Here is a 19,955-nt window from a genome sequence, read left to right as displayed (position 1 = left end):
TTGTCAGATGTTATTTCGGCGCTAACGGATTTATCTTTAGTTGTTAAATTTGATTTAGATCGCAATTTGCGATTAAACCTTATTATTTGTATGAATTCCAATTTGTTGATTTTGAATACTTTCGGGGTGAAACTACCCGCACCTGCGAGCCCACCCGCACCACCATAGCGCAAAATCCGCCTCTTTTTCGTGCAGCGAGCGGGATCTCTCCTCGTTGTGAACTGATTAAATTCTGCTCAATATGCTACTTTTTGTTAACAAATAAGATTAAATATTGCGCATTTTCCTTATTTCATCATGTTTATCCCGATTTTCGTCGGCCTCATTGGGATGGCGCAATCCCTGCAATACTTAAATCGGTATCATGTGATACGCGAGCCGCGGGAGCATATTTTGAACAGGTTACCTTCCAGCGCGTCGGCATTAGCCTGCAGCGCACACGCCCTGAATCTCATCGAAAAGCGAACGCTTGACCATGAGGAAATGAAAGCACTAAACCGAGAGGTGATTGATTACTTCAAAGAGCATGTGAATCCGGGTTTTTTAGAGTATCGCAAATCTGTTACCGCCGGCGGGGATTACGGAGCCGTAGAGTGGCAAGCGGGGAGTCTGAATACGCTTGTCGACACCCAGGGTCAGGAATTTATCGACTGTCTGGGTGGGTTCGGCATCTTTAATGTGGGGCACCGTAATCCAGTCGTGGTTTCCGCCGTACAGAATCAACTCGCGAAACAACCCCTGCACAGTCAGGAACTGCTTGATCCTTTACGGGCGATGCTGGCAAAAACGCTCGCCGCCCTGGCGCCAGGCAAACTGAAATACAGCTTCTTCTCCAACAGCGGTACTGAATCCGTCGAAGCGGCGCTGAAGCTCGCCAAAGCGTACCAGTCGCCGCGCGGTAAGTTCACTTTTATCGCCACCAGCGGCGCGTTCCACGGCAAGTCATTAGGTTCCTTGTCCGCAACGGCGAAATCGACCTTCCGCAAACCGTTTATGCCCCTGCTGCCGGGCTTTCGTCATGTGCCTTTTGGCGATATCAGCGCGATGCGATCGGTCCTTAGCGAGTGCAAAAAGACCGGCGACGACGTGGCGGCGGTGATCCTCGAACCCATTCAGGGAGAAGGCGGCGTGATCCTGCCGCCGCAGGGGTATCTTAGCGCCGTGCGTAAACTGTGCGACGAATTCGGCGCGCTGCTGATTCTGGATGAAGTGCAAACCGGCATGGGGCGCACCGGCAAGATGTTCGCTTGCGAACATGAAAACGTGCAGCCTGACATTCTCTGCCTGGCGAAGGCGCTGGGCGGTGGCGTGATGCCGATTGGCGCAACGATTGCCACCGAAGAGGTCTTTTCGGTACTGTTCGACAACCCGTTCCTGCACACCACCACCTTTGGCGGAAACCCGCTTTCCTGCGCAGCGGCGCTGGCAACCATCAACGTGTTGCTGGAGCAAAACCTGCCCGCTCAGGCAGAGCAGAAAGGCGATATGCTGCTGGACGGTTTCCGCCAGTTGAGCCGTGAATATCCGGATCTGGTGCATGACGCGCGCGGCAAGGGGATGCTGATGGCGATCGAGTTTGTCGACAATGAGATCGGCTACAGCTTCGCCAGCGAGATGTTCCGACAGCGCGTACTGGTTGCCGGCACGCTCAACAACGCGAAAACGATCCGCATTGAACCACCGCTCACCCTGTCCGTCGAGCAGTGCGAGCAAGTACTGAAAGCCGCGCGTAAAGCGCTGGCGGCGCTACGGGTAAGCGTGGAAGAAGTGTAGTCCGGCGTGTGGGTTTGCATTGTCGGATGGCGCTGCGCTTATCTGGCCTACAAGGTATCACCTGCGTAGGCCGGGTAAGGCGCAGCCGTCACCCGACTGTTTAACATCTACACAATTCGCACGCCCGCAGGCATTACACGCTCCGGAGTTAACAATACGCTTTCGCTGCCGTCTTCAGTTTCTGCGCACAACAACATACACTCAGACGTCTCGCCGCGCATTTTTGCTTTTTGCAGATTACATAGCACTACCACCATTTTTCCCAACAGCTCGGCTTCCGCGTAATACGGCACCAGGCTGGTGACGGTTTGCAATGTTCTCTCTCCAACATCCACCTGTACGATGTACAGCTTGTCGGCGTTCTCGTGGCGCTTCACTTCAGTTATCTTCCCAACCCGAATCTCCATCCGGGCAAAATCCGTAAATGTGACTGTCTCCATGCGAGCCTCATTGAGTAAAATTTTACTAAATTATAGCGAAGCATTTTCTTGCCGTTGAACGTAAAATGAGGAAAATGTCGTACTGATCACATTCATAACGCAGAGCTTTGCCCTGAACATATCAAATTTTCGCGCTTTATTTACTGAAAACAGATGCATAGAAAAGCACTTCCTTTACAATGACAAAGCATCTCAGGGCAAAGCCGATATAAAGGTAACCATGGCCACACTTAAAGATATTGCAATAGAAGCGGGTGTCTCCCTGGCGACAGTATCCCGGGTGCTGAACGACGATCCCACGCTTAACGTGAAGGAGGCGACAAAGCATCGCATTCTGGAGATTGCCGAAAAGCTGGAGTACAAAACCAGCAGCGCCCGCAAGAGCCAGAGCGGTTCGGTCAACTTACAGCATATTCTTGCCATCTACAGTTACCAGCAGGATCTGGAAATCAACGATCCTTACTATCTGGCGATCCGTCACGGCATCGAAACCCAATGTGAAAAGCTGGGCATTGAGTTGACCAACTGCTATGAGCACAGCGGCCTTCCGGATATCAAAAACATTACTGGTATTTTGATTGTCGGTAAGCCGTCCCCCGCCCTACGCAGCGCCGCCACTGCATTGACCGATAATATCTGTTTTATCGACTTCCATGATCCGGGTAGTGACTATGACGCCGTTGATATTGATTTAGCGCGGATCAGCAAAGAAATTATCGACTTCTACAGCGCCCAGGGCGTCACTCGCATCGGTTTTATCGGCGGTGAAGACGAACCGGGTAAAGCGGATATTCGTGAAGCGGCGTTTGTCGAATACGGTCGTCTGAAGCAGGTGGTGCACGAAGAGGATATCTGGCGCGGCGGCTTTTCCAGCTCGTCTGGCTATGAACTGGCGAAACAGATGCTGGCGAAGGCAGATTATCCGCGCGCGCTGTTTGTCGCTTCCGATTCCATTGCCATTGGCGTTTTGCGTGCTATCCACGAGCGCGGGCTGGCGATCCCAGCCGATATCTCGCTGATCAGCGTTAACGATATCCCCACGGCACGTTTTACTTTTCCGCCACTCTCTACCGTACGCATCCATTCGGAAATGATGGGCAGCCAGGGCGTGAACCTGCTATTCGAAAAAGCCCGCGATGGCCGTGCGCTGCCGCTATTGGTATTCGTTCCCAGTAAGCTTAAACTGCGCGGCACCACGCACTAATAACTTTTTACGCCCGGCTTTCTGCCGGGTGCGCATTTTCATGCAACGTTCCCCTCAACGAATATTTTCGTGATCCAGTTAAAGTAAATCATTTTGCCTACTATATTTTAGTAAAAATTTTACTAAAATCCTTTTCAGATACGCTTACCCACCATTGTTTTGAATGGTTCTGATTTTTTCTCCACCAGGAAGCCTTATGAATCGCTGGGAAAACATTCAACTCACTCATGAAAATCGACTGCCGCCACGAGCCTCATTTTTCTCTTATGACTCGGTTACACAGGCACGCTCCTTTACCCGCGAAGCCAGTAGCCATTTTCTGCTGTTAAGCGGACAATGGAACTTTAAATACTTCGACCACCCGTTACGTGTGCCAGAAGCCTTCACCTCGGAGTATATGAGCGACTGGGGCAATATTACCGTTCCCGCGATGTGGCAACTCGAAGGCCATGGTAAATTGCAGTACACCGATGAAGGCTTCCCTTTCCCCATCAACGTACCGTTTGTCCCCAGCGATAACCCGACAGGCGCTTATCAGCGAATCTTTACCTTGAGCGAAAGCTGGCAGGACAAACAAACGCTGATTAAATTCGACGGCGTCGAAACCTATTTCGAAGTTTACGTTAACGGCCATTATGTCGGCTTTAGCAAAGGCAGCCGCCTGACGGCAGAATTTGATATCAGCGGCTTCGTCATCACCGGTGACAACCTGCTTTGCGTTCGCGTGATGCAGTGGGCCGACTCCACTTACATTGAAGATCAGGATATGTGGTGGACGGCGGGGATCTTCCGCGACGTCTACCTCATTGGCAAAAAAGCGACTCATATTCAGGACATTACCATCCGCAGTGACTTCGACGACGATTACCGCGATGCCACCCTCTCCTGTACGCTGGAGCTGGAAAACCTGACCACGGCCCCCGCGTTAGCATCGCTTGAATATACCCTGTTCGATGGCGAAACCGTTGTGCACTCGGGTGAGGTAGCAAACCTGACTATTTCACGGCGCAGCCAGACTCACTTCGCTTTCACGGTAAGCAACCCACAGCAATGGTCTGCCGAATCGCCGTACCTTTATCATCTGGTATTAATCCTGAAAGATGCCGACGGAAAAATACTGGAAGTGGTGCCGCAACGCGTGGGCTTTCGCGATATCAAAATGCGCAACGGCCTGTTTTACATTAATAACCGTTACGTGATGCTGCACGGCGTGAACCGTCACGATAACGATCATCTGAAAGGCCGCGCGGTCGGTATGGATCGCGTGGAAAAAGATCTTCAGTTGATGAAGCAGCATAACATCAACTCAGTGCGCACAGCGCACTACCCGAACGACCCGCGCTTTTACGAGTTGTGCGATATCTACGGCCTATTTGTAATGGCGGAAACGGATGTTGAATCTCACGGTTTTGCCAACGTTGGCGATATCAGTCGGATCACCGACGATCCAGCCTGGGAGAAGGTCTACGTTGAGCGCATCGTCCGTCATATTCATGCACAGAAAAACCATCCGTCGATTATCATCTGGTCCCTCGGCAACGAGTCCGGCTACGGGTGTAACATTCGCGCGATGTATCACGCCGCCAAAGCGCTGGACGACACCCGACTGGTTCATTACGAAGAGGATCGTGACGCCGAAGTCGTTGATATCATCTCCACCATGTATACCCGCGTCCCGCTAATGAACGAATTCGGCGAATATCCGCATCCGAAGCCGCGCATTATCTGCGAATACGCTCATGCGATGGGCAACGGACCGGGCGGGCTGACGGAGTATCAGAACGTCTTTTATCAGCATGATTGTATACAGGGTCATTATGTCTGGGAGTGGTGCGATCACGGCATTCAGGCAACAGATGACAAGGGTAACGTTTGGTACAATTACGGCGGCGACTACGGTGATTACCCGAATAACTACAACTTCTGTCTGGACGGTCTGATTTACCCGGACCAGACACCGGGTCCCGGGCTTAAAGAGTACAAACAGGTCATCGCGCCAGTGAAAGTTTACGCTCATGATCTGCCGCGCGGCGAGCTGCGCATTGCGAATAAACTGTGGTTCTCAACGCTGGATGATTACACCCTGCACATTGAAGTGCGCGCGGAGGGAGAAACGCGAGCTACACAGCAAATTAAACTGCACGACATCCCGCCCAACAGCGAAACCATTTTGCGCTGCACGCTGCCGGAACTGGATGCGCGGGAAACTTTCCTCAACGTCACCGTGACCAAAGATTCGCGGACCCTATACAGCGAAGCAGGTCATCCTGTTGCCCGCTATCAATTCCCACTCAAGGACAGCACCGCCGAGCTCGCGCCATTCAACCAACCGCAGGCCTGTCCGCTTGTGCTAGAAAGCGATCGCATGAGCTGCACCGTTCGTGGGGCCAACTTCCAACTGATCTTCTCCAGACTGAGCGGTAAGCCGACAGAGTGGACGGTAAATGGCGAAGCAATGCTCACTCGTGAACCGAAGATCAACTTCTTCAAGCCGACGATCGATAACCACAAGCAAGAGTTTGAGGGGCTGTGGCAGCCGAACCACCTGCAAATCATGCAGGAACATCTACGCGAATTTAGTGTTGAGCAAACCGACGATGTTGTGTTGATCACCAGCCGCACCATCATTGCACCGCCAGTATTCGACTTCGGTATGCGCTGCACCTACCGCTGGCGCATTGCAGCTGATGGTCAGGTTAACGTCGCGCTGTCTGGCGAACGCTACGGCGACTTTCCGCACATTATTCCGTGCATTGGCTTCACGATGGGCATCAACGGTGATTTTAGCGAAGTCGCTTACTATGGACGCGGCCCCGGTGAAAACTATGCCGACAGCCAGCAGGCCAACATCATTGATGTCTGGCAAAGTAGCGTGGACGCAATGTTTGAAAACTATCCGTTCCCGCAAAACAACGGTAACCGCCAGCACGTGCGTTGGGCGGCATTAACCAACCGCCAGGGTAATGGTCTGTTAGTGGTGCCGCAGCACCCCATCAACCTGAGCGCATGGCGCTATACCCCAGAAAACCTGTTTGCCGCGCAGCACTGTAATGAGCTGCAGCGCAGCGATGACATCACTCTGAATCTGGATCATCAACTGTTGGGACTGGGTTCTAACTCCTGGGGTAGCGAAGTACTGGACAGCTGGCGCGTCTGGTTCAACGACTTCAGCTACGGCTTTACGCTGCTGCCGGTCGCTGGCGGAGCCACCACCGCGCAGACTTTCGCTCGTCACGCCTTTGGCGCGGATTTCTTTTCCACGAATTTGCACAGCGAGAAACAATAATGAGAATCCTCGATAACTTACAACAGTTCCGTCAGATTTACGCGTCCGGGCGGAAGTGGCAGCGCTGCGTTGAAGCAATTGAAAACATCGACAATATCCCGGCGGGCGTCGCGCATTCCATTGGCGATTCACTGACCTATCGCGTGGAAATCGACTCAGCAACCGATGCGCTGTTTACCGGACATCGCCGCTATTTCGAAATACATTATTACCTGCAAGGCCGACAAAAAATTGAGTTCGCCGCAAAAGACCAATTGCAGGTCGTGGAATATTACCGCGATGAAACCGATCGCGAATACCTGAAGGGTTGCGGCGAAACCGTAGACGTCCATGAAGGACAAATGGTCATTTGCGACAACCGCGAAGCGTACCGTTTTATTTGCCAGGATGCCGTAAAAAAAGTGGTACTTAAAGTCACCATCGAAGATGGCTACTTTCATAACAAATAAAAATGCTGGCGCGATACATTTCGCGCCGCTTACCACCCTGTCCCTATAGGAAGTGTGATATGTCGAATACTAAACGTAATACAATCGGCAAATTCGGGCTACTTTCGTTGACTTTTGCCGCCGTATACAGTTTTAACAACGTCATCAATAATAATATTGAGCTTGGGCTAGCATCGGCACCCATGTTTTTCCTCGCCACGATATTTTACTTCATCCCCTTTTGCTTAATTATCGCGGAATTCGTTTCGCTGAATAAAAACTCCGAAGCCGGCGTATACGCATGGGTAAAAAGTTCTCTGGGTGGTCGCTGGGCGTTTATTACTGCCTATACCTATTGGTTTGTGAACCTGTTCTTTTTTACCTCGCTACTGCCGCGCGTAATCGCCTACGCCTCATATGCCTTTCTCGGCTATGAGTATATGCTCACACCGGTGGCGACCACGATTCTAAGCATGGTGCTGTTTGCTTTTTCAACCTGGGTGTCCACCAACGGGGCGAAAATGCTCGGCCCGATTACCTCAGTGACCTCCACGCTGATGCTCCTGTTGACCCTCTCTTATATCCTGTTGGCTGGCACCGCGCTGGTCGGCGGCGTTCAACCAGCGGATCCGATCTCCGTTGAAGCTATGATCCCCAATTTTAACTGGGCATTTCTCGGCATCACGACATGGATTTTTATGGCGGCAGGCGGCGCGGAGTCTGTGGCGGTCTACGTTAACGATGTCAGGGGCGGCTCAAAATCGTTCGTAAAGGTAATCATTCTGGCCGGCCTCTTTATCGGCGTACTGTATTCGATCTCCTCCATACTGATTAACGTCTTTGTCAGCAGCAAAGAGCTGAAGTTTACCGGCGGCTCTGTGCAGGTATTCCATGGCCTGGCAGCATATTTTGGCCTGCCGGAAGTGTTAATGAACCGCTTTGTTGGCCTGGTCTCTTTTACCGCGATGTTCGGCTCCCTACTGATGTGGACGGCAACGCCGGTGAAAATCTTCTTCTCCGAAATTCCGGAAGGAATTTTTGGCAAGAAAACCGTGGAGTTGAACGAGAACGGCGTACCGGCTCGCGCGGCGTGGATCCAGTTTTTCATCGTCATTCCGCTGATGATTATCCCAATGCTGGGATCAAATACGGTGCAGGAACTGATGAACACCATTATCAACATGACCGCTGCGGCCTCTATGCTACCACCGCTGTTCATTATGCTGGCCTACCTACATTTACGCGCCAAATTGGACCATTTACCGCGAGATTTCCGCATGGGTTCACAGCGTACCGGGATTATTGTTGTCTCAATGCTAATTGCTATTTTCACTGTCGGTTTTATCGCCTCAACCTTCCCGACCGGTGGCAATATAATGACCATTATTTTTTATAATGTTGGCGGCATTGTTATTTTCCTTGGCTTCGCCTGGTGGAAATACAGTAAATATATAAAAGGGCTCTCCAAACTAGAAAAAGATATTGAAGCCGCTCCTGCTTCCAATATCGAATAATAATAAGACAATAAAGGCTGTCTATTTTTTAATGCATGGAATAACATAATGAAATTGAATATTCAGTCGTGCAGAGCAATGATTGCCCTGCCCTTCTGCTGCGCCTTTAATGTGGCGGCAGAAGATATTCGTCCGGCCGAACATAATGACACCCGAGCACCTGCAATTTCTTCGCCATCATTTCGTTTCTATGGAGAAATGGGCGTTGGTGGCTATATGGATTTAGAAGGCGACGATAAACATAAATACAGCGACGGTACCTATATTGAAGGCGGTCTGGAAATTAAACATGGTGGCTGGTTCGGCCTGATCTACGGTGAAGGCTGGACAGTACAGGCAGATCACGACGGCAACGCCTGGGTGCCCGACCACAGTTGGGGTGGCTTTGAAGGCGGCATCAATCGCTTTTACGGCGGCTATCGCACAGACAACGGTACCGAGGTCATGCTGAGCCTGCGCCAGGACTCTTCACTAGACGACCTGCAGTGGTGGGGTGATTTCACACCGGATCTCGGCTACGTCATCCCCAACACTCGCGACATCATGACCGCGCTGAAGATACAAAACCTCACCGGACCGCTGCGCTATAGCGTAACCGCAACCCCCGCCGGGCATCATGACGAAAGTAAAGCCTGGTTGCACTTCGGTAAATATGACCGTTATGACGACAAGTATACCTATCCAGCGATGATCAACGGCTATGTACAGTATGACCTGGCTGAAAGCGTCACCTGGATGAACGGGCTGGAGTTAACTGATGGCACCGGACAACTCTTTTTAACCGGGTTCCTCTCGCCCAACTTTGCCGCCCGCGCCTGGCACCATACCGGACGCGCCAACGGCCTGGACGAACCCGGTAGCGAAACCGGCACAATGGTTAGCGCCATGTATGAAGCGCTCAAAGGCGTCTATCTCTCCACAGCGTACACCTACGCTAAACATCGCCCGGATCATGCCGCCGAAGAGACCACATCTTTCATGCAGTTCGGCATCTGGTACGAATATGGCGGCGACCGTTTTGCCACCGCCTTTGACAGCCGCTTCTATATGCAGAATGCCTCTGGCGATCCAAGCGATCAGATCTTCCTGATGCAATATTTCTACTGGTAATAAGGACAGCGATACCATGAAAATCAAAACCCTACTTACGCCGCTGGCTTATGCACTGCTGCTGAGCTTTTCCGCCCATGCCACTACCGCAGAAGATTTTAAAAACGTCATCAACCGCAGCGGTGTACCGGGCTATATGCATGATTATGACTATGACGACCATCAGCGCTTTAACCCGTTTTTTGATCTCGGTGCCTGGCACGGTCATTTACTACCGGACGGCACTGCTTCAATGGGCGGCTTTCCCGGTGTCGCTCTTCTGACGGAAGAGTACATCAACTTTATGGCGGCTAACTTCGACCGCCTGACGGTCTGGCAACGCGGTAAAAAAGTGGATTTCACCTTTGAAGCGTACAGCATTCCTGGCGCGCTGGTGCAGAAACTGTCTTCCAGGGATGTGCAGGTAGAAATGACGTTGCGTTTTGCCACTCCGCGCACGTCACTGCTGGAGACGAAAATTACCAGCAATCAGCCGCTGGAGCTGGTGTGGGACGGTGAACTGCTGGAGAAACTGGAAGCCAAAGAGGGCAAGCCTACCTCAGATCAAACTATTGATATGGCTTTTCCCGATTATCAACGCAAAATCATCGCTACCCGTGACGGCCTGAAAGTCACCTTCGGCAAAGTGCGCTCGACGTGGGATCTGTTAACCAGCGGCGAGTCGGAATATCAGGTGCATAAATCGCTGCCCACTCAGACGAAGATTGATGGACATCGTTTTATCAGTAAGGCGCACATTAACGGTTCCACTACGATTTACACCACCTATTCCCATCTGCTGACCGCTGCGGAAATTACGAAAGAGCAGATGCAAATCCGCGATATTCTGGCGCGTCCGGCGCATTACCTGACTGCTTCGCAAAAGCGCTGGGAGGGCTATTTGCAAGAAGGGTTAACCAACCCGCATGCCACTCCGGAACAGACGCGGGTCGCAGTGAAGGCGATAGAAACCCTGAATGGCAACTGGCGTTCGCCTGGTGGTGCGGTGAAACACAATACCGTTACCCCGTCGGTAACTGGTCGCTGGTTCTCCGGGAATCAGACCTGGCCATGGGATACCTGGAAGCAGGCCTTCGCCATGGCGCACTTCAACCCGGAGATCGCCAAAGAAAATATCCGCGCCGTCTTTTCCTGGCAGATCCAGCCTGGCGATAAGGTGCGTCCACAGGATGCGGGCTTTGTTCCCGATCTGATCGCATGGAACCTTAGCCCGGAACGCGGCGGCGATGGCGGCAACTGGAACGAACGTAACACCAAGCCGAGTCTGGCGGCGTGGTCAGTCATGGAGGTTTACAACGTCACCAAAGATAAGACCTGGCTTGAGGAGATGTATCCGAAGCTGGCAGCTTATCATAACTGGTGGCTGCGTAACCGCGATCATAACGGCAACGGAGTGCCGGAGTACGGCGCTACCCGCGATAAAGCGCATAACACCGAAAGTGGCGACATGCTGTTTACGGTGAAAAAAGGCAGTAAGGAAGAGTCGCTGTCTGGCCTGCAAAACTACGCCCAGGTAGTTGAGAAAGGCCAGTATGACAGTCTGGAGATCCCGGCACAGGTCGCCGCATCGTGGGAGTCCGGTCGTGACGACGCGGCGGTGTTTGGCTTCATCGACAAGGCTCAACTGGACAAATACATCGCTAACGGCGGCAAGCGCAGCGACTGGGTAGTGAAGTTCGCGGAAAACCGCAGCCAGGATGGGACATTGCTCGGCTATTCGCTGTTACAGGAGTCGGTCGACCAGGCCAGCTATATGTATAGCGACAACCATTACCTGGCGGAAATGGCCTCGATCCTTGGGAAGAAAGAAGAGGCGCAACGTTACCGTGAGTTGGCGCTAAAGCTGGCGGATTACATCAACACCTGCATGTTTGATCCCACCAGCCGCTACTTCTATGACGTGCGCATTGAAGACAAACCGCTGGCTAACGGCTGCGCCGGGAAACCGATCGTTGAGCGCGGAAAAGGGCCTGAGGGTTGGTCACCGTTGTTTAACGGGGCGGCGACGCAGTCCCATGCCGATGACGTCGTCAAAGTGATGCTGGACCCGAAAGAGTTCAACACCTTTGTCCCGTTGGGTACGGCGGCACTGACTAACCCAGCGTTCGGCGCGGATATTTACTGGCGCGGCCGCGTCTGGGTGGATCAATTCTGGTTCGGTTTAAAAGGTATGGAGCGCTACGGATATCGCGACGAGGCGCTGGCGCTGGCAGATACCTTCTTTAAACATGCAAAAGGGTTAACCGCCGACGGTCCTATTCAGGAGAACTACAACCCACTGACCGGTGCACAGCAGGGAGCACCAAACTTCTCCTGGAGCGCAGCGCATTTATACATGCTGTACCACGGATTTTTTAAGAAACAGTAGTCATTGAACAGTGCCGGGGGCGGCTTCGCCTTACCCGGCCTACTAAAGCTGTCCCGCAGCATTTTTTGAATCCCATCACAATCATCGCATTCCCCTTTTCCCTTTTACGGCGCGACGGCTAAATTAGTAACTCATCCGACCACATAACAATAATTTTACATACTGGATACTGCTATGAGCTACCCGTCGCTGTTTGCCCCGCTGGATCTTGGCTTTACCACGCTGAAAAACCGCGTGCTGATGGGATCGATGCATACCGGGCTGGAAGAGCACCCCGAGGGGGCTGAACGCCTGGCGGCCTTTTACGCCGAACGCGCACGGCACGGCGTTGCGCTGATTGTGACAGGCGGCATTGCGCCCTCCCTGTCCGGGGTGGCGCTGAAGGGCGGCGCGACGCTTAACGATGCCTGTCAGTTGCCGCAGCATCGCGTAGTCACTGACGCAGTGCACAATGAGGGCGGCAAAATTGCCCTGCAAATTTTGCACACCGGGCGCTACAGCTATCAGCCGCAGCTGGTCGCTCCCTCCGCGATTCAGGCGCCGATCAACCGTTTTACGCCCCATGCGCTGTCTCATGATGAGATACTGCAATTGATTAAGGACTTTGCGCACTGCGCGCAGCTGGCGCGCGAAGCGGGTTATGACGGCGTAGAGGTGATGGGGTCGGAAGGCTATCTGATTAACGAATTTCTCGCCCTGCGCACCAATCAGCGCGACGACCAGTGGGGCGGAGAATACGCCAACCGCATGCGTTTTGCGGTGGAGGTGGTGCGCGCGGTACGCCAGCGTGTCGGCAACGATTTTATTATTATCTATCGTCTGTCAATGCTGGATCTGGTGGAAAATGGCAGCACCTTTGAGGAGACCGTCCAGCTGGCAAAGGCCATTGAAGCCGCGGGCGCGACAATCATCAACACCGGCATTGGCTGGCACGAAGCGCGTATTCCCACCATCGCCACGCCGGTACCGCGCGGCGCCTTCAGTTGGGTGACACGCAAGCTGAAGGGGCATGTCTCTGTACCGTTAGTGACCACCAACCGTATTAACGATCCGCAGGTCGCCGATGCGATCCTCGCGCGCGGCGATGCCGACATGGTATCGATGGCGCGTCCATTTCTGGCCGATGCCGGGATCCTGTCAAAAGCGCAGTCGGGACGTGCGGATGAGATCAACACCTGCATCGGCTGCAATCAGGCCTGTCTGGATCAAATCTTCGCCGGAAAAGTCACCTCGTGTCTGGTCAACCCACGCGCGTGTCACGAAACCCAAATGCCGGTTCTGCCTGCGCTGCAGGCAAAAAACCTGGCGGTAGTCGGTGCGGGTCCGGCAGGGCTGGCCTTTGCCATCAACGCGGCGTCGCGCGGTCATCACGTCACGCTGTTCGATGCCCTGGGCGAGATCGGCGGACAGTTTAACATTGCCAAACAGATCCCCGGCAAAGAGGAGTTTTACGAAACGCTACGCTATTACCGGCGGATGATCGACGTTACAGGCGTTACGCTGCAGCTGAACCACGTTGTCAGCGCGGACGACCTTCAGGCCTTTGACGAGGTGATCCTCGCCAGCGGGATCGAACCGCGCAGACCGCCAATTGAAGGCATCGATCATCCTTCAGTATTAACCTATCTCGACGTGCTGCGTGATAAAGCGCCGGTGGGCAACCGGGTTGTGATCGTTGGCTGCGGCGGTATCGGCTTTGATACCGCGATGTATTTAAGCCAGCCAGGCGAACCGACCAGCCAGAACATTGCCGATTTTTGCGTGGAATGGGGCATCGACACCAGCCTGAAACAGGCCGGCGGATTACGTCCGGAAGGGCCGCATCTCCCACGCAGTCCGCGCCAGATCGTGATGCTCCAGCGTAAAGCCAGTAAACCCGGCGACGGGCTGGGGAAAACCACCGGCTGGATCCATCGCGCCACGCTGCTCGCGCGTGGGGTGAAAATGATCCCTGCGGTGAGTTATCAACGGATCGACGATGACGGGCTGCATCTGCTGATCGGCGGCGAACCGCAGATCCTGAAAGTGGATAACGTCATTATCTGTGCCGGGCAGGAGCCGCGGCGTGAACTGGCCGAACCGCTGTACGCGGCCGGTAAAACGGTGCATTTGATTGGCGGCTGCGATGTGGCGATGGAACTGGACGCTCGCCGCGCCATCGCCCAGGGCACCCGTTTAGCGCTGACGATTTAAGGCGCTACGCTTACCGGGCCGACGGGATAGCATTCCGATGCGGCCCGGATAAGGCGTTGGCCGTCATCCGGCAATACGTTAACGCCGACGTCCCAGTTTCACCGCTTTGAGCACCACGAATTTGTTGTTGGTGGCGACAGTGGCGCAGTTGCCGAAAATCTTCTTCAGCTTGTGGAAATAGTCGAGATGGCGGTTGGCGACAATATACAGTTCGCCGTTGATCTTCAGGCAACGGCGGGCGTGATGAAACATCTCCCAGGCGATGTTATCGGTCAGGGCATGCTTTTGGTGGAACGGCGGGTTGCAGAAGATGGCGTTAAAACGAAACGGTTCGACGCCAGAAAGGGCGTTGTTGATCATAAACTCGCTGCGATCGACCGCATCCGGCAGGTTGGTTTCTACGTTCAGGCGGCTGGACGCCACCGCCATCGGCGACTCATCGACAAACACCACGCTCGCCTGTGGATTTTTCGCCAGCAAGGTTAAGCCGATCACCCCATTGCCGCAGCCGAGATCGACAATCTCCCCTTCCAGGTTTTCCGGCAGATGCTGCATAAAAAAGCGCGCGCCGATGTCCAGCCCGGTACGCGAGAAAACGTTGGCATGGTTATGGATGGTCCAGTCGGTACCGTCCAGCTTCCAGCTCAGGGTGTCCGGGGTGTCGGTCAGCGCAGGTTCGCTGAAGGCGCAGTTGATAAGACGGGCTTTTTTCCATGCCAGCGTGGTGGTGGTCGGTCCCAACACCTTTTCAAACAGTTCCAGCGTGGACGTGTGAATATCCCGGGCTTTTGCGCCAGCGATAATTCGCGTTTGTGGGGTAACGACTTTGCGCAACGCGCGTAGCTGCTGCTCCAGCAGCGCCAGCGTTTTCGGTACTTTGATCAGCACCACGCCCGGCGCCTGCGGATACGCCGCGGTGCTGTCGAGAAACGTAACGCTGGCTTCGCTGATATCGTTATGGCGCAGGTTTTCCCGCGTCGCCAGCTCGCTCAGATATGAGTCGCCAATGCTGTACGGCGTGTGCGCCGCCAGCGCACAACTCAGCGCGCCAAAGGCGTCATTCAGGATCAGCACCGGGCCGCGAATTTCCGTATCGTCCAACTGTTGCAGCAGATACTCGTCCGCCGCTTCCCACGCCAGCAGTGGGTTAACGTCATCCGTCTGGGGAAAACGTTTTAATGTCAGTGAACGGAAACCGTTGTCTGTGTGGCTCATCGGCCCTCCTGAATGGTAAAATTTCGGCTTGTCCCTGAAAAGGGTGCGTGAGTATACAACATTTTCATTCAATGGCGTGGACCGTAATGAACCAACTGCCTTATCTCCAGGGTTACCCTGAACATTTGCTTTCTCAGGTGCGCACGCTGATTGCCGAACAACGACTGGGGGCGGTGCTGGAAAAGCGTTATCCCGGCACGCATGACTTCGCCACCGATAAGGCGCTCTGGCAGTACACCCAGGACCTGAAAAGCCAGTTCCTGCGCAGCGCCCCGCCGATCAATAAAGTGATGTATGACAATAAGATCCATGTGCTGAAAAACGCGCTGGGGCTGCATACCGCCGTGTCGCGGGTGCAGGGCGGTAAACTGAAAGCGAAAGCGGAAATCCGGGTCGCCACCGTGTTTCGCCATGCGCCGGAGCCGTTTTTGCGCATGATCGTGGTGCACGAACTGGCGCATCTCAAAGAAAAAGAGCACAGCAAGGCGTTTTACCAGCTCTGCTGTCATATGGAGCCGCATTATCACCAGTTGGAATTCGATACCCGGCTTTGGCTGACGGCGCTTTCAATCAGGGAAACTGCGCGGTAGCGCACTGGCTTTGACACGTGGGCATGCTACATTGTCGGCAGATACCTTTTATGGAGCCAGAACGCGTTTATGATACGTTTCGCAGTGATTGGCACGAACTGGATCACCCGCCAGTTTGTCGATGCCGCCCATGAGACCGGCAAATATAAGCTCACCGCCGTTTATTCCCGCAGCCTCGAGCAGGCGCAAACCTTCGCCAATGATTACCTCGTCGAGCATCTTTTTACCTCGCTGGACGCGATGGCGCAGAGCGATGCCATTGACGCTGTGTATATTGCCAGCCCGAACTCGCTGCACTTCCCACAAACACAGCTTTTTCTGAGTCATAAGAAACATGTGATTTGCGAAAAACCGCTGGCGTCGAACCTGGCGGAAGTGGAAGCCGCAATTGCCTGCGCGCGGGAAAATCAGGTGGTGCTGTACGAGGCGTTCAAAACCGCCAGCCTGCCGAATTTCCTGCTGCTCCAGCAATCGTTGCCGAAAGTGGGCAAAATGCGTAAAGCGTTTCTTAACTACTGCCAGTACTCCTCGCGCTATCAACGTTATCTGGATGGCGAAAACCCAAACACCTTTAATCCCGCCTTTTCTAACGGCTCCATCATGGACATCGGCTTTTATTGCCTGGCGTCAGCGGTAGCGCTGTGGGGCGAACCGCACGGCGTCCAGGCGACAGCCAGCCTGCTGGACAGCGGCGTCGATGCGCACGGCGTGGTGGTGATGGATTACGGCGATTTCAGCGTAACGTTGCAGCATTCGAAAGTCAGTGATTCCGTTATCGACAGTGAAATTCAGGGTGAAGCGGGCGCACTGGTTGTCGAAAAGATCTCCGAATGCCAGAAAGTGTGCTTCGTGCCGCGCGGCGGGAAATCGCAGGACCTCACCCAACCTCAGCACATCAATACTATGCTGTATGAGGCAGAGGTTTTTGCAGTACTGGTAGAAACCAATGAAGTGAACCATCCCGGGCTGTCGGTCAGTCGCGTGACCGCCAAACTGCTTACGGAAATTCGCCGCCAGACCGGCGTGATTTTCCCGGCGGATGATGTCAGCCACGCGACCCCTGCGTAAAACATTGTAAAACAGATGTTACAGGCCATTGACGAAATGCGTGGCCTGTCATATTTTGTAACCTGCAAAGGGGAGTAACTTCATTGTCGGTTGATCGTCATTACGATGTGTGAAAAACCACATCCGGTCACCGGGCAACCAAACAGGAATGCGACAACGTATTCCTGTTTTGTTGTAAGTGAGACCTTGCCGGAAGGCGAGGTCTATGCATATAAAAAGCAGCGGCTGACGTCTTCCGACGTTGGCCGTTTTTTTTATGTGTAAGGAATGTCTATGAATACTGTCGGCACACCGTTGTTATGGGGCGGATTCGCTGTCGTTGTGGTGATTATGCTGGCTATCGACCTCTTGCTTCAGGGGCGTCGTGGCGTACACACGATGACCATGAAGCAAGCGGCAGCCTGGTCCCTCGTCTGGGTTACCCTCTCGTTATTGTTTAATGCCGCATTCTGGTGGTATCTGGTTCAAACTGAAGGACGCGCGGTCGCAGACCCACAGGCGCTCGCCTTCCTCACCGGTTATCTGATTGAAAAATCACTGGCCGTCGATAACGTCTTCGTCTGGCTGATGCTGTTCAGCTACTTCTCGGTCCCCCCTGCGCTGCAGCGTCGGGTGCTGGTCTACGGCGTGCTGGGCGCGATCGTACTGCGTACGATTATGATTTTTGCAGGGACCTGGTTGATAACCCAGTTCGAATGGATGCTGTATGTGTTCGGCGCGTTCCTGCTGTTTACCGGCGTGAAGATGGCGCTGGCGAAAGAGGACGAATCCGGCATTGGCGACAAGCCGCTGGTGCGCTGGCTGCGCGGACATCTGCGGATGACCGATACCATTGAGAACGAGCATTTCTTCGTGCGTAAAAACGGTCTGCTGTACGTGACGCCGCTGATGCTGGTGCTGATCCTCGTGGAGCTGAGCGACGTCATTTTCGCGGTCGACAGTATCCCGGCGATCTTCGCTGTGACGACCGACCCGTTCATCGTACTGACGTCGAACCTGTTTGCGATCCTCGGTCTGCGTGCGATGTACTTCCTGTTGGCGGGGGTGGCTGAGCGCTTCTCAATGCTCAAATACGGACTGGCGGTAATACTGGTGTTTATCGGCATTAAGATGCTGATCGTCGACTTCTACCATATCCCGATCGCCATTTCGCTGGGGGTGGTGTTTGGTATTCTGGTTGTTACGCTACTGATCAATGCCTGGGTGAACCACCAGCGTGATAAGCAGCAGCAGGCTTAAATCTGTTATGCCGGGTGGCGGTTTTCCTCCGCCCGGCGCGATCGCTTTTTGTTTATCATGTCACAATCGTGTTAATGATAAGTTATAAAATATGATCACAGCGAAAATTCCAGCATATTTCGCTTCCCGAAGCTTTATCTTTCCTTATACTCGACCATGCAAACACTTTGTTACATCCAGAAAGATGCGCCATCAGAGCGCACAGCGGATGAGCAACATCACACTGTAAGGATCGAGAAATGACTACGCAACGTACACCGGGGTTGTTCCAGCGCCTGGCGCAAGGGAGTCTGGTAAAACAAATTTTAGTGGGCCTCGTTCTGGGGATTCTACTGGCATGGATTTCTAAGCCCGCAGCAGAAGCTGTAGGGTTACTGGGTACACTTTTCGTCGGCGCGTTAAAGGCCGTCGCACCTGTCCTGGTTCTGATGCTGGTCATGGCGTCTATCGCCAACCATCAACACGGACAAAAAACCAATATCCGTCCGATTCTGTTCCTCTATCTGCTGGGCACCTTTTCTGCAGCGCTGGCTGCGGTCGTGTTCAGCTTCGCCTTTCCGTCCACGCTGCATTTAAGTAGTAGCGCCAATGACGTTGTGCCGCCGTCCGGCATTGTCGAAGTCCTGCGCGGCCTGCTGATGAGCATGGTCTCTAACCCTGTCGATGCGCTACTGAACGCCAACTATATCGGTATTCTGGTGTGGGCTGTCGGTCTGGGCTTTGCCCTGCGTCACGGTAATGAGACCACCAAAAACCTGGTGAACGATATGTCCAATGCCGTCACCTTTATGGTGAAGCTGGTCATCCGTTTTGCGCCGATTGGTATTTTTGGCCTGGTGTCGTCTACGCTGGCCACCACCGGTTTCTCTACGCTGTGGGGCTACGCTCAGCTGTTAGTGGTGTTGATTGGCTGTATGCTGCTGGTGGCGCTGGTGATCAACCCGCTGTTGGTGTTCTGGAAAATTCGGCGCAACCCGTATCCGCTGGTGTTCGCCTGCCTGCGTGAAAGTGGCGTTTACGCCTTCTTCACCCGCAGTTCCGCAGCCAATATTCCGGTAAACATGGCGCTGTGTGAAAAGCTGAATCTGGACCGTGATACCTATTCGGTGTCAATTCCACTGGGCGCGACCATCAATATGGCGGGTGCGGCAATCACCATCACCGTACTGACACTGGCGGCGGTACATACGCTGGGCGTGCCGGTGGATCTGCCGACGGCGCTGCTGCTGAGCGTGGTGGCTTCTCTGTGCGCCTGTGGCGCATCCGGGGTGGCGGGCGGTTCACTGCTGCTTATCCCGCTGGCCTGTAACATGTTCGGCATTCCGAACGATATTGCCATGCAAGTTGTGGCGGTTGGCTTCATCATCGGCGTACTGCAGGACTCCTGCGAAACGGCGCTGAACTCCTCTACCGACGTACTGTTTACCGCGGCGGCTTGCCAGGCGGAAGACGAGCGTCTGGCCAACAACGCACTGCGTAGCTAATGTGACATCCCCAGGCCGGATAGCGCTGCGCGTATCCGGCCTG

The 19,955-nt window shown here is 53.8% G+C and carries 14 protein-coding genes; 12 read left to right on the top strand and 2 right to left on the bottom strand.

Annotated features, from left to right (window positions below; genetic code table 11):
- Nucleotides 1-393 precede the first annotated feature (393 nt).
- Nucleotides 394-1,773, top strand: coding sequence for a putrescine aminotransferase (gene ygjG / locus CSE01S_RS21340; protein ID WP_167333872.1), 1,380 nt, complete (start codon nt 394-396; stop codon nt 1,771-1,773).
- 107 nt (nt 1,774-1,880) lie between these two features.
- Here the strand turns inward: ygjG and CSE01S_RS21335 are convergent, their stop codons facing one another.
- A complete protein-coding gene (locus CSE01S_RS21335) occupies nt 1,881-2,213 on the bottom strand; it encodes a tRNA-binding protein (RefSeq protein WP_042292950.1) in 333 nt (110 codons plus the stop codon).
- Between the two features lie 220 nt (nt 2,214-2,433).
- On the opposite strand from CSE01S_RS21335, the gene ebgR reads away from it, so the two are divergent.
- The 7 genes from ebgR (at nt 2,434) to CSE01S_RS21300 (ending at nt 14,316) form a co-directional block, all read left to right on the top strand.
- On the top strand, nt 2,434-3,417 hold the full coding sequence (gene ebgR / locus CSE01S_RS21330) for a transcriptional regulator EbgR (RefSeq protein ID WP_042292945.1): 984 nt from the start codon (nt 2,434-2,436) through the stop codon (nt 3,415-3,417).
- Nucleotides 3,418-3,613: 196 nt separating this feature from the next.
- On the top strand, nt 3,614-6,703 hold the full coding sequence (gene ebgA / locus CSE01S_RS21325) for a beta-galactosidase subunit alpha (RefSeq protein ID WP_042292943.1): 3,090 nt from the start codon (nt 3,614-3,616) through the stop codon (nt 6,701-6,703).
- Nucleotides 6,703-7,152, top strand: a complete 450-nt coding sequence (locus CSE01S_RS21320) for a beta-galactosidase subunit beta (protein ID WP_042292942.1) — start codon at nt 6,703-6,705, stop codon at nt 7,150-7,152. Before ebgA ends, CSE01S_RS21320 begins: the two co-directional genes overlap by 1 nt.
- Nucleotides 7,153-7,211: 59 nt before the next feature.
- Nucleotides 7,212-8,645, top strand: a complete 1,434-nt coding sequence (locus CSE01S_RS21315; protein ID WP_042292938.1) for an amino acid permease — start codon at nt 7,212-7,214, stop codon at nt 8,643-8,645.
- A 48-nt stretch (nt 8,646-8,693) separates the two neighbouring features.
- Nucleotides 8,694-9,755, top strand: a complete 1,062-nt coding sequence (gene ygjJ, locus CSE01S_RS21310; RefSeq protein WP_042292937.1) for a protein YgjJ — start codon at nt 8,694-8,696, stop codon at nt 9,753-9,755.
- Nucleotides 9,756-9,771: 16 nt separating this feature from the next.
- Nucleotides 9,772-12,123 carry an alpha-glucosidase gene (ygjK, locus tag CSE01S_RS21305; RefSeq protein ID WP_042292934.1) on the top strand — a complete coding sequence of 784 codons (2,352 nt, stop codon included), beginning with the start codon at nt 9,772-9,774 and terminating at the stop codon, nt 12,121-12,123.
- A 174-nt stretch (nt 12,124-12,297) separates the two neighbouring features.
- Nucleotides 12,298-14,316, top strand: a complete 2,019-nt coding sequence (locus CSE01S_RS21300; RefSeq protein ID WP_042292931.1) for an oxidoreductase — start codon at nt 12,298-12,300, stop codon at nt 14,314-14,316.
- A 78-nt stretch (nt 14,317-14,394) separates the two neighbouring features.
- Here CSE01S_RS21300 and rlmG read toward each other — a convergent pair whose 3' ends face one another.
- Nucleotides 14,395-15,531, bottom strand: a complete 1,137-nt coding sequence (gene rlmG, locus CSE01S_RS21295; RefSeq protein ID WP_042292930.1) for a 23S rRNA (guanine(1835)-N(2))-methyltransferase RlmG — start codon at nt 15,529-15,531, stop codon at nt 14,395-14,397.
- Between the two features lie 86 nt (nt 15,532-15,617).
- Here rlmG and CSE01S_RS21290 point away from each other — a divergent pair, with 86 nt between their 5' ends.
- The 4 genes from CSE01S_RS21290 (at nt 15,618) to sstT (ending at nt 19,912) form a co-directional block, all read left to right on the top strand.
- Nucleotides 15,618-16,121, top strand: coding sequence for a M48 metallopeptidase family protein (locus tag CSE01S_RS21290; RefSeq protein WP_042292980.1), 504 nt, complete (start codon nt 15,618-15,620; stop codon nt 16,119-16,121).
- Between the two features lie 69 nt (nt 16,122-16,190).
- Nucleotides 16,191-17,189 (top strand): Gfo/Idh/MocA family protein, encoded by a 999-nt coding sequence (locus tag CSE01S_RS21285; protein ID WP_042292927.1) that lies wholly within the window; start codon nt 16,191-16,193, stop codon nt 17,187-17,189.
- A 273-nt stretch (nt 17,190-17,462) separates the two neighbouring features.
- A complete protein-coding gene (locus tag CSE01S_RS21280) occupies nt 17,463-18,428 on the top strand; it encodes a TerC family protein (RefSeq protein WP_042292924.1) in 966 nt (321 codons plus the stop codon).
- 239 nt (nt 18,429-18,667) lie between these two features.
- Complete coding sequence (sstT, locus tag CSE01S_RS21275; protein ID WP_042292921.1) at nt 18,668-19,912, top strand: serine/threonine transporter SstT; 1,245 nt, start codon at nt 18,668-18,670, stop codon at nt 19,910-19,912.
- Nucleotides 19,913-19,955 lie beyond the last annotated feature (43 nt).

The sequence above is a fragment of the Citrobacter sedlakii NBRC 105722 genome (assembly GCF_000759835.1).
Lineage (GTDB): Bacteria > Pseudomonadota > Gammaproteobacteria > Enterobacterales > Enterobacteriaceae > Citrobacter_A > Citrobacter_A sedlakii.
The sequence above is the reverse complement of the archived record's forward strand: the minus strand, read 5'-3'. Positions and strand labels throughout refer to the sequence as shown.

Coding starts and splice junctions, on each gene's coding strand:
- CSE01S_RS21315 (WP_042292938.1), top strand. CDS start 7,212: ATGTCGAATACTAAACGTAATACAATCGGCAAATTCGGGCTACTTTCG.
- CSE01S_RS21320 (WP_042292942.1), top strand. CDS start 6,703: ATGAGAATCCTCGATAACTTACAACAGTTCCGTCAGATTTACGCGTCC.
- ebgA (WP_042292943.1), top strand. CDS start 3,614: ATGAATCGCTGGGAAAACATTCAACTCACTCATGAAAATCGACTGCCG.
- CSE01S_RS21280 (WP_042292924.1), top strand. CDS start 17,463: ATGAATACTGTCGGCACACCGTTGTTATGGGGCGGATTCGCTGTCGTT.
- CSE01S_RS21285 (WP_042292927.1), top strand. CDS start 16,191: ATGATACGTTTCGCAGTGATTGGCACGAACTGGATCACCCGCCAGTTT.
- rlmG (WP_042292930.1), bottom strand. CDS start 15,531: ATGAGCCACACAGACAACGGTTTCCGTTCACTGACATTAAAACGTTTT.
- CSE01S_RS21290 (WP_042292980.1), top strand. CDS start 15,618: ATGAACCAACTGCCTTATCTCCAGGGTTACCCTGAACATTTGCTTTCT.
- ygjK (WP_042292934.1), top strand. CDS start 9,772: ATGAAAATCAAAACCCTACTTACGCCGCTGGCTTATGCACTGCTGCTG.
- sstT (WP_042292921.1), top strand. CDS start 18,668: ATGACTACGCAACGTACACCGGGGTTGTTCCAGCGCCTGGCGCAAGGG.
- ygjJ (WP_042292937.1), top strand. CDS start 8,694: ATGAAATTGAATATTCAGTCGTGCAGAGCAATGATTGCCCTGCCCTTC.
- CSE01S_RS21335 (WP_042292950.1), bottom strand. CDS start 2,213: ATGGAGACAGTCACATTTACGGATTTTGCCCGGATGGAGATTCGGGTT.
- CSE01S_RS21300 (WP_042292931.1), top strand. CDS start 12,298: ATGAGCTACCCGTCGCTGTTTGCCCCGCTGGATCTTGGCTTTACCACG.
- ebgR (WP_042292945.1), top strand. CDS start 2,434: ATGGCCACACTTAAAGATATTGCAATAGAAGCGGGTGTCTCCCTGGCG.